The sequence below is a fragment of the Aestuariivirga sp. genome (assembly GCF_046093005.1).
Classification (GTDB): domain Bacteria; phylum Pseudomonadota; class Alphaproteobacteria; order Rhizobiales; family Aestuariivirgaceae; genus Aestuariivirga.
This window is the reverse complement of the sequence record NZ_JBJTER010000119.1, coordinates 1-7978: the sequence shown is the minus strand read 5'-3', so window position 1 is coordinate 7978 and position 7978 is coordinate 1. Positions and strand designations below refer to the sequence as shown.

10 protein-coding genes are annotated in these 7978 nt (G+C 65.8%); 5 read left to right on the top strand and 5 right to left on the bottom strand.

The features are described 5' to 3' along the window. Nucleotides 1-419 (top strand): MGH1-like glycoside hydrolase domain-containing protein (locus ACKOED_RS10255; RefSeq protein WP_408916495.1); only part of this gene is annotated, 419 nt, incomplete at its 5' end. A 2-nt stretch (nt 420-421) separates the two neighbouring features. On the opposite strand, the gene ACKOED_RS10250 is transcribed toward ACKOED_RS10255, so the two are convergent. The 4 genes from ACKOED_RS10250 to ACKOED_RS10235 form a co-directional block, all read right to left on the bottom strand. Next, entirely contained in the window at nt 422-1714 is a 1293-nt protein-coding gene (locus ACKOED_RS10250; RefSeq protein WP_408916494.1) for an amidohydrolase family protein, read from the bottom strand. 23 nt (nt 1715-1737) lie between these two features. Continuing rightward, nucleotides 1738-2895 (bottom strand): mandelate racemase/muconate lactonizing enzyme family protein, encoded by a 1158-nt coding sequence (locus ACKOED_RS10245; RefSeq protein WP_408916493.1) that lies wholly within the window; start codon nt 2893-2895, stop codon nt 1738-1740. Nucleotides 2896-2975: 80 nt separating this feature from the next. Then, entirely contained in the window at nt 2976-4064 is a 1089-nt protein-coding gene (locus tag ACKOED_RS10240) for an acetate/propionate family kinase (protein WP_408916492.1), read from the bottom strand. 25 nt (nt 4065-4089) lie between these two features. Then, the gene (locus ACKOED_RS10235) at nt 4090-4371 is read right to left on the bottom strand and encodes a cupin domain-containing protein (RefSeq protein ID WP_408916491.1); all 282 of its coding nucleotides are present in this window, start codon (nt 4369-4371) and stop codon (nt 4090-4092) included. Nucleotides 4372-4450: 79 nt separating this feature from the next. On the opposite strand from ACKOED_RS10235, the gene ACKOED_RS10230 reads away from it, so the two are divergent. From ACKOED_RS10230 to ispG, 4 genes are read left to right on the top strand one after another with little or no spacing between them, the layout of a single operon-like run. Further along, the gene (locus ACKOED_RS10230; RefSeq protein WP_408916490.1) at nt 4451-4924 is read left to right on the top strand and encodes a Fur family transcriptional regulator; all 474 of its coding nucleotides are present in this window, start codon (nt 4451-4453) and stop codon (nt 4922-4924) included. Continuing rightward, a complete protein-coding gene (locus tag ACKOED_RS10225) occupies nt 4924-5685 on the top strand; it encodes an ATP-binding cassette domain-containing protein (protein WP_408916489.1) in 762 nt (253 codons plus the stop codon). Before ACKOED_RS10230 ends, ACKOED_RS10225 begins: the two co-directional genes overlap by 1 nt. Before the next feature lie 18 nt (nt 5686-5703). Beyond that, complete coding sequence (locus ACKOED_RS10220) at nt 5704-6492, top strand: metal ABC transporter permease (RefSeq protein ID WP_408916496.1); 789 nt, start codon at nt 5704-5706, stop codon at nt 6490-6492. 4 nt (nt 6493-6496) lie between these two features. Further along, nucleotides 6497-7723, top strand: a complete 1227-nt coding sequence (gene ispG / locus ACKOED_RS10215; protein WP_408916488.1) for a flavodoxin-dependent (E)-4-hydroxy-3-methylbut-2-enyl-diphosphate synthase — start codon at nt 6497-6499, stop codon at nt 7721-7723. A gap of 12 nt (nt 7724-7735) precedes the next feature. On the opposite strand, the gene ACKOED_RS10210 is transcribed toward ispG, so the two are convergent. Further along, nucleotides 7736-7978: transposase (locus tag ACKOED_RS10210; protein ID WP_408916487.1), on the bottom strand; the 243-nt coding region annotated here is incomplete at its 5' end.

The window sequence follows — 7978 nt, the reverse complement described above, 5'->3', positions numbered from 1 at the left end:
GCAAATTCGTCGGCAGCGTCACGCCAACCAGCTTCTTTCCGCTGCTGGCCGGCGCCGCCGATGCGGCGCAGACGCGGGCGCTCATCGAAAAGCTCGACGATCCGCACTGGTTCGGCGGCGCGCCGCCGCTGCCCTCGGTGGCCCGGCATGATCCCAGCCTCCATGACAACGTCTACTGGCGCGGCCGCATCTGGCCGATCCTCAACTGGCTGGTCTGGAACGGTCTCAGGGAACAGGCCCCGGCGCGCGCCGAGGCCTTGCGCCAAAGCTCATGGGCGCTGTTCCGCCAGAGCTGGGCGGAGCACCGCCTCGCGCCCGAGAACTACCACCCGGTGACTGGCGAGGGCCTCGACCAGCCGGACACCGACCCGTTCTATTCCTGGACGGCGCTGCTGCCCTTCATGCAGGTGAGCGGCTGACTTCAATCCTCCGCGGCGGGCGCGTAGGCGGCGGGGTCGATGCTCGAAGGCCGGCCCGCGAGCGAAAGCGTGGTCTGCCGCGCCGGCGTTTCGGCGATCACCTTGCCGTGGCGGATCACGGCGAGCCTCGTGGCCTTGAGGCGGACGGCCTCGATCGGGTCGCGGGCCTGCAGCACCACCATGCTGGCGGGGCCGCCCTTGCGCAGGCTGGGGTCGGGAAGGCCCATGGCCCTGGCGCCGTTCAGCGTCACCGACTCGAAGGCCCAGGCAATGGCCTCGCGCGAGGTCATCGGCACGGCGTGAACGCCCATATGCGCCACCTCCAGCATGTCGGCCGAGCCCAGCGAATACCACGGGTCCATCACGCAGTCCTGGCCCAGCGCCACATTGACGCCGGCGGCGCGCAGTTCCGCCACCCGGGTCAGCCCGCGGCGGCGCGGATAGGTGTCGGAGCGGCCCTGGAGCGTGATGTTGATCAGCGGATTGGGAATGACATGGATGCCGGATTCGGCGATCAGCGGGATGAGCTTGGAGGCATAGTAATTGTCCATCGAATGCATCGATGTGCAGTGCGAGCCGACGACGCGCTCGCGCAGGCCCAGCCGGATCGCTTCCGCCGCCAGGGTTTCGACATGGCGCGACAGCGGGTCGTCGCTTTCATCGCAATGGAGATCGACGGGAAGGCCGCGTTCGGCGGCGATCTCGCACAGCCGGCGCACCGAGCGCGCGCCGTCTTCCATGGTGCGCTCGAAATGCGGAATGCCGCCCACCACGTCGAGGCCCAGGTCGAGCGCGCGCAGCAGATTGGCCTCGGCATTGGGGCTGCGGTAGAGCCCGTCCTGCGGAAACGCCACGAGCTGCAGGTCGATATAGGGCTTCACGCGCTTTCTCACCTCGATCAGCGCATGGCTGGCGGTCAGCCGGTCGTCGCAGACATCGACATGCGAGCGGATCGCCAGCAGGCCCTGCGCCGCGGCGAGGTCGCAATAGCGGAGTGCGCGTTCCATCACCGCCTCGACGGTCAGCAGCGGTTTCAACTCGCCCCACAGCGCGATGCCTTCGAGCAGCGTGCCGGAACGGTTGAGCCGCGGAAGCCCCAGGCTCAGCGTGGCGTCCATGTGGAAATGCGGGTCGGCGAACGGCGGCGAGACGAGCCGCCCCGTGGCGTCGATCACCCGCGCCGCCGGCGCCTCGATGACCGGCGCGATATCGGCGATGCGGCCGTCCTTGATGGCGATGTCGGCGGCCTGCCGGCTGCCTGCCAGCCGTCCACCTTTCACGAGCAAATCGAGCATGCGCGTCTCCCTTTCCCGGTTGATTAGGGCAGGGCGCTTTTCAGGTAAAGCGCCGCATAGGCGCTGGGTGCCCAGTTTTCGAGCGAGCTTTCGCGGTAGACGGCCTTCTCGAGCCAGGCGGGATTGACCTCCACGCCCCAGCCCGGCGCCTCGGGCACGCGCACGCAGCCGTCGGCCACCGCATAGGGATCGCCCAGGAACAGGCCGCGCTGCCAGGGATAGTAATCATCGCCCTCGATCGAGAATTCGAGATATTTGCCGGCATTGGGAATGGCCGCCAGCAGATGCATGGTGCACATGGTCACGAGCGAGAGATTGGCGGCATGCGGCGTGCAGGCGAGGCCCGCGGCCTGGCCGAGCTTCGCCACGTCCAGCGTGCGGCACATGCCGCCCATATACATCACGTCCGGCTGCACGATGTCGACGGCGCGCATGGCGATCATCCGTTTCCAGGTGGCCATGTCCCAGTCCTGTTCGCCGCCCGCCACGTCAACGCTGAGCGCGGCGCTCACCGCCTGCGTGGCCTCCAGCTCCCAATAGGGCACGGGCTCCTCGAAATGGCCGATGCCATTGTCTTCCAGCATGCGGCCCACCGCGATGGCGCGCGTGACCGAGAAGCCCGAGTTGGCGTCCACCAGCTTGTCGATGCCGTCGCCCAGGGCCTTCGCCACATGCGGGATGATCGCCTCGGTGCGGCCCGGCCATTCGTCCACGTCCTCGCCGCATTCGGCACCCACCCGCCATTTGGCGGCGGTGAAGCCCTGTTCGGCGCACAGCCGTGTGAGGCGCTCGGCCTCCTGTTCCGGGCTGATGTCGCGCTTCATCGAACTGGCATAGGCGCGAAGCGGCCCCGGCCTGCCGCCCAGCAGCGCCGCCACCGGTTTTCCCTGGCGCTTGCCGGCGAGGTCCCACAGCGCGGTGTCGAGCCCGGCCAGCGCCCGGCATCGGTAGCTTCCGGGAAACTTGTGTTCGCGGCGCTCGATGAGCCGCACCAGACCGGCAATGTCGCCGCTGTCCGCGCCCAGCGCCCAGGGCGCCACCTGGCGGTGGAACACCTGAACTGTGATGTCGGCGTTGTAGGTGGAGACCTGGCCCCAGCCGGTCGCCCCGTCCTCGGCCGTCACCCTGACGAAGCCGACGAATTCATTGTGAAAGGTCTCGAGGCGGGTGATGCGGGTCATGGGCGGCTTCCGGTGCTGGCAGAACTCCGCTTAGCACCGGCGCGGCATGTGGCCTAGCAGTTCTCCGCCAGAACCCCGCGCTACCCGAGTTCCTTCACATGCCGGGCGATGGTCAGTTCCTCGTTGGCCGGCACCACATAGACCTGCGACGGCGGAACCTCGAGCCACTTGAGGTGTGACATGATCCGCGCCCGCACCGGACCGGCATTTTCGCCAACGCCGCCGGTGAACACGAAAGCGTCAACGCCGCCCAGCGCGGGGATCAATGATGCCGCATGGCGGGCCGCCGAATAGCAATAGTAGTCCACCGCCTCGATGGCTTCGGTGCGGTCGCTCGCCAGCAGCACGCGCATATCGGGCGAAATGCCCGAGAGGCCGAGGAGCCCGCTCTTGCGGTAGAGCAGGTCTTCCAGTTCATTGAGGCTCAGATGTTCGTCGCGCATCAGCGCCACCAGCACCCCGGGGTCGATGGAGCCGGTGCGGGTGCCCATCACCAGGCCATCGGCGGTGGAAAAGCCCATGGTTGTGCCAACACTCTTGCCATCGAGGATGGCGCACATGGAAGCGCCGGAGCCCAGATGCGCGGCGAGCAGGCGGCGCGGCAGCGGCCGGCCGGAAATCCGCGGCAGGGCCTCCACCACATGCTCGTAGTTGAGGCCGTGGAACCCGTAGCGCCGGTAGCCCTTGTCGAAATAGATGCGCGGCAAAGGCAACCTGGTGGCGAGCTCGGGCTGGGTGGCGTGGAAGGCGGTATCGAAACAGGCGATGTTTGGCACCTCCGGCGCGACCCGCCGCATCTCGCGCAGCACGCCGAGCCCAAACGGCAAATGCAAGGGTGCCAGCGCGCGCAGCGCCTCCAGATCGTGCTGAATGGAATCATTGACGGTGACGGGCGAGATATACTTGGTGCCGCCGTGCACGATGCGATGACCGATGCCGTTGAAACGGTCCGGTTCGTGGCCGTGGTCGGACAGCCATTCGGCGGCCACCAGCAGACCTTCGCTGGGGCTCGTTACATGTGGCACCTCGCGGGTGGGGTGGCCATCCACCTCCAGCCGTGGCGTGGAGCCAATGCCCGCGACCTGGCCCTTCACGATCAGGTCCAGCCCGGCACCGAACACCGCGAATTTGAGCGACGACGAGCCAGCGTTGAGGACGAGGATTTTCATGGCGCCGCCCCCCGGGCCGCCCGCATCACTTCAGTTCAATTTCGATGAAGGCGTATTCGCCGTCGGTGGCGTTGATCACATCATGCTCGACGCCCGCCTGCCGGAAATAGGGAACGCCCTTCTTCATTTCAGCATGGCCTGGGCCGGTTGGCGTCTCAAGCCGCACCTTCCCGTCCATCAGCGGCACCACGACGTAATCGTGGGCGTGCTTGTGCCAGCCGGTGTTGGCGCCTGGCGCGAAGCGGTATTCGGTGACGATCACCCGATCATTCTCGACAAAAACGGTGGCCTTGGCGGTGCCTGACATGCAACGGTCCTCCTGCAATCCATAAGCCACATCGTGAATGTAACTGGATTTTTCCGCAAGCATGTAATAGTATAACGAAATGTCGATTTCTGAGCCAGTCCACGACCATGCCGTCTGCACGGCTGAATTGCTGTCCCGCGCCGAGCGTACGTGTGAGCGGCGCGGCGCGCGGTTCACCGGCCAGCGCCGCGACGTCTTGAAGTGCGTGGCCCAGAGCCACGCCGCAGTTGGCGCCTATGACATCATCGAGCGCATGGCCAGCCGCGGTCCCCGCCCGGCGCCCATCTCCGTCTACCGGGCGTTGGACTTCCTGGAGGCGCATGGCCTTGTCCACAGGATCGAGAGCCGTAACGCTTTTGTTGCCTGCACCCACCCGCATGACGGAAAGCCTGCAGCCCTGTTGGTCTGCGCGTCCTGTGGGCTGGTGGAGGAATTCGAAGCGCCGGCGCTGTTTGAGAGCCTTGAATCCGCTGCTGAAGCACGCGGGTTCGATGTCAGCCGCAGCGTTGTCGAACTCACCGGCCGCTGCGCCCGCTGCCAGGAGTCAGGCTGATGCTCAAAGTCAGCAACGCTATTCTCAGCTCCCGCGACCTGACCTTGACCATCGGCGGCCGCACCATTCTCGATCATGTCAATCTTGATGTCAGGCCCAATGAGATCGTCACGGTGATCGGCCCCAACGGTGCTGGCAAGTCAACGCTGGTGCGCTGCCTTCTCGGTCTGCAGGCGATCACTTCGGGCGAGGTCGTCAAGTCCAGCGGTCTCCGGGTCGGCTATGTGCCGCAGCGCTTTCCGCAGACGCCGAACGTGCCGCTCGACGTGCGCCGGCTATTGTCGCTCACGCTTAAACCTACCGAGGCGGAAATTGAAGCCGCTCTCGCCGAAACCGGCATCGCGCATCTGATCAACGCCGCTGTATCGCGGTTGTCGGGCGGCGAGTTGCAGCGCGCCCTCCTGGCGCGCGCGCTCTTGCGCAAACCCGAACTTCTGGTGCTTGACGAGCCGGTGCAGGCCGTGGACTTCATGGGCGAGGCGCGTCTGTATGAGCTGATCGCCGATATCCGCCGCCGCCACGGCTGCGGTATCCTGATGGTGAGCCATGATCTGCACATGGTGATGGCTGAGAGCGATCACGTCGTCTGCCTCAATGGCCATGTGTGCTGCGAGGGTGGCCCCAACAAGGTGCAGCAGGACCCCGAATTCGCCAAGCTGTTCGGGCCCGCTGCGGCGCGCATGATCGCCGCCTATACCCATCGCCACGATCATGATCATGACAGCCACGGCCACCACGACCACCCACATCACCGGCACTGACCGCGCGTGTTCGACATCATTACACAGCCATTCTTCCAGCGCGCGCTGCTAGCCGGGCTCGCGATTGCGTCAGTGGCTGGCCCTGTCGGCTGTTTCATCGTCTGGCGGCGCATGGCCTATTTCGGCGAGACGCTGGCCCATGCCGGCCTGTTTGGTGTCGGGCTCGGACTGCTGCTGGGCTTCAGCCTGACGCTTGGCGCGGCCGCCGCCGGAATCGCCGTCGCGTTGTTGCTGATGCTGCTCAGGAACCAGCGGGTTCTGGCCACGGACACGCTGCTCGGCATTCTGTCCCACGCCTCGCTGGCGCTGGGTATTTTCACGGTCAGCATGGTAACAGGCGCGACGGGCGATCATCTCGATCTCCTTTTCGGCGACATTCTCACGGTGAGCTGGCAGGATGTATCGGTAGTCTGGACCGGTGCCGCCGTGGTGCTGCTCGTGCTTGGCTTTCTGTGGCGCGATCTCATCGCCATGGCTGTGCACGAGGATCTGGCCCAGGCTGAGGGTGTGAAAGTGAAGCGGGTGGAGCTCGGCTTCGTGGTATTGATCGCGCTCATCACCGCGGTCGCCATGAAGATCGTCGGTCTGTTGCTCATCACCGCCCTGCTGGTCATCCCGGCGGCGGCGGCGCGCCGGCTGTCGAACAGCCCGGAGGGCATGGCGCTGGTGGCCGCGGCTATTGCCTGCGTGTCCGTGGTGCTGGGCCTGCTGCTCTCGGCCTATGCCGATGCCATTACCGGCCCGGCTATCGTCCTGTCGGCGGCGCTGCTGTTCGTCTTGACCTTGCTCCGTCCTCAGGCAAACTAGCCGCATGAGCTATTCCGCGATCAGACCCCGGCGCGCCTCGATCCCTGTTGCGGTGGGCCATGTGACGGTGGGGGGCAATGCCCCGGTCGTCGTTCAATCCATGACCAATACCGACACCGCCGATGCAGAGGGGACCGCCCGGCAGGTGGCGGCGCTGGCCCGGGCCGGCTCGGAAGTGGTGCGCATCACGGTGGACCGCGAGGAGGCCGCAAGGGCGGTGCCGTTCATCCGCGACCGACTGGACCAGATGGGTATCAACGTGCCGCTGGTGGGCGACTTTCACTACAACGGCCACACCCTGCTGAATGATCATCCCGCCTGTGCCGAGGCGCTCGCCAAATACCGCATCAACCCGGGCAATGTCGGCTTCCGCGAAAAGAAAGACCGCAATTTCGCGATGATGATCGAGACGGCGCTGCGCTTCAACCGGCCAGTGAGGATCGGCGTCAACTGGGGCTCGCTGGACCAGGCGCTGCTGACCGAGCTGATGGATCAGAATGCGCGCTCCGCCACGCCCAGGGATGTGCGCGAAGTGATGCATGAGGCGGTGGTGCAATCCGGCCTGCTCTCCGCCGCCCGCGCCGAGGAGCTGGGGCTTCCCGCGAACCGCATCCTGATTTCCGCCAAGTGTTCAGAGGTGCAGGACCTGATCGCTGTCTACCGGTCGCTTGCCGCCCGCTGCGCCTATGCGCTGCATCTGGGCCTCACTGAGGCGGGCATGGGCTCCAAGGGCATCGTTGCCTCGGCGGCGGCGCTCGCCGTGCTGCTGCAGGAGGGGATCGGCGATACGATCCGCATCTCGCTCACCCCGGAGCCCGGCGGCGACCGCACCCGCGAGGTGCTGGTGGCGCAGGAAATTCTCCAGACCATGGGCATTCGCAGCTTCGCGCCGATGGTGATCGCCTGCCCCGGCTGTGGCCGCACCACTTCGACGGTGTTCCAGGAACTGGCGCAGGACATCCAGACCTATGTGCGCGTCCGCATGCCGGACTGGCGGCGCGATTACCCTGGCTTCGAGACCCTGCAACTCGCGGTGATGGGCTGCATTGTCAACGGCCCTGGGGAATCCAAGCATGCCGACATCGGCATCTCGCTGCCCGGCACCGGCGAGCTTCCGGCGGCACCGGTGTTCATCGACGGCCGCAAGGCCATGACGCTGCGCGGCGAGAACATCTCGCAGCAGTTCAAGGGCATTGTGGAGACCTATGTGAAGGGCCGCTGGGGCGCCTAGAGCATTTTTCTTTTAGACGTCACCATATCCTGCGGCTCTGAAGTAGTTTGAGCATTCTTGTGGTTGGAAGTCCTGAAGTATGATCCCGATTCTTTGGCAGGTCGCTTCGATGGGTCTTTCCTTGGCTTTTCTCAGCAGGTGCTTGAGCTTGGCGAAGACCTGTTCGATCGGGTTCAGGTCCGGACTGTAGGGCGGCAGGAAGATGAGCCTGGCGCCTGCGGCCTTGATGGCAGCCCGCACCGCCTCGCCCTTGTG

What these genes read in the sequence shown, in the direction of transcription:
- ACKOED_RS10250 (WP_408916494.1), bottom strand. Translation starts at nt 1,714, where the DNA reads ATGCTCGATTTGCTCGTGAAAGGTGGACGGCTGGCAGGCAGCCGGCAG.
- ACKOED_RS10225 (WP_408916489.1), top strand. Translation starts at nt 4,924, where the DNA reads ATGCTCAAAGTCAGCAACGCTATTCTCAGCTCCCGCGACCTGACCTTG.
- ACKOED_RS10240 (WP_408916492.1), bottom strand. Translation starts at nt 4,064, where the DNA reads ATGAAAATCCTCGTCCTCAACGCTGGCTCGTCGTCGCTCAAATTCGCG.
- ACKOED_RS10245 (WP_408916493.1), bottom strand. Translation starts at nt 2,895, where the DNA reads ATGACCCGCATCACCCGCCTCGAGACCTTTCACAATGAATTCGTCGGC.
- ispG (WP_408916488.1), top strand. Translation starts at nt 6,497, where the DNA reads ATGAGCTATTCCGCGATCAGACCCCGGCGCGCCTCGATCCCTGTTGCG.
- ACKOED_RS10230 (WP_408916490.1), top strand. Translation starts at nt 4,451, where the DNA reads ATGTCGATTTCTGAGCCAGTCCACGACCATGCCGTCTGCACGGCTGAA.
- ACKOED_RS10235 (WP_408916491.1), bottom strand. Translation starts at nt 4,371, where the DNA reads ATGTCAGGCACCGCCAAGGCCACCGTTTTTGTCGAGAATGATCGGGTG.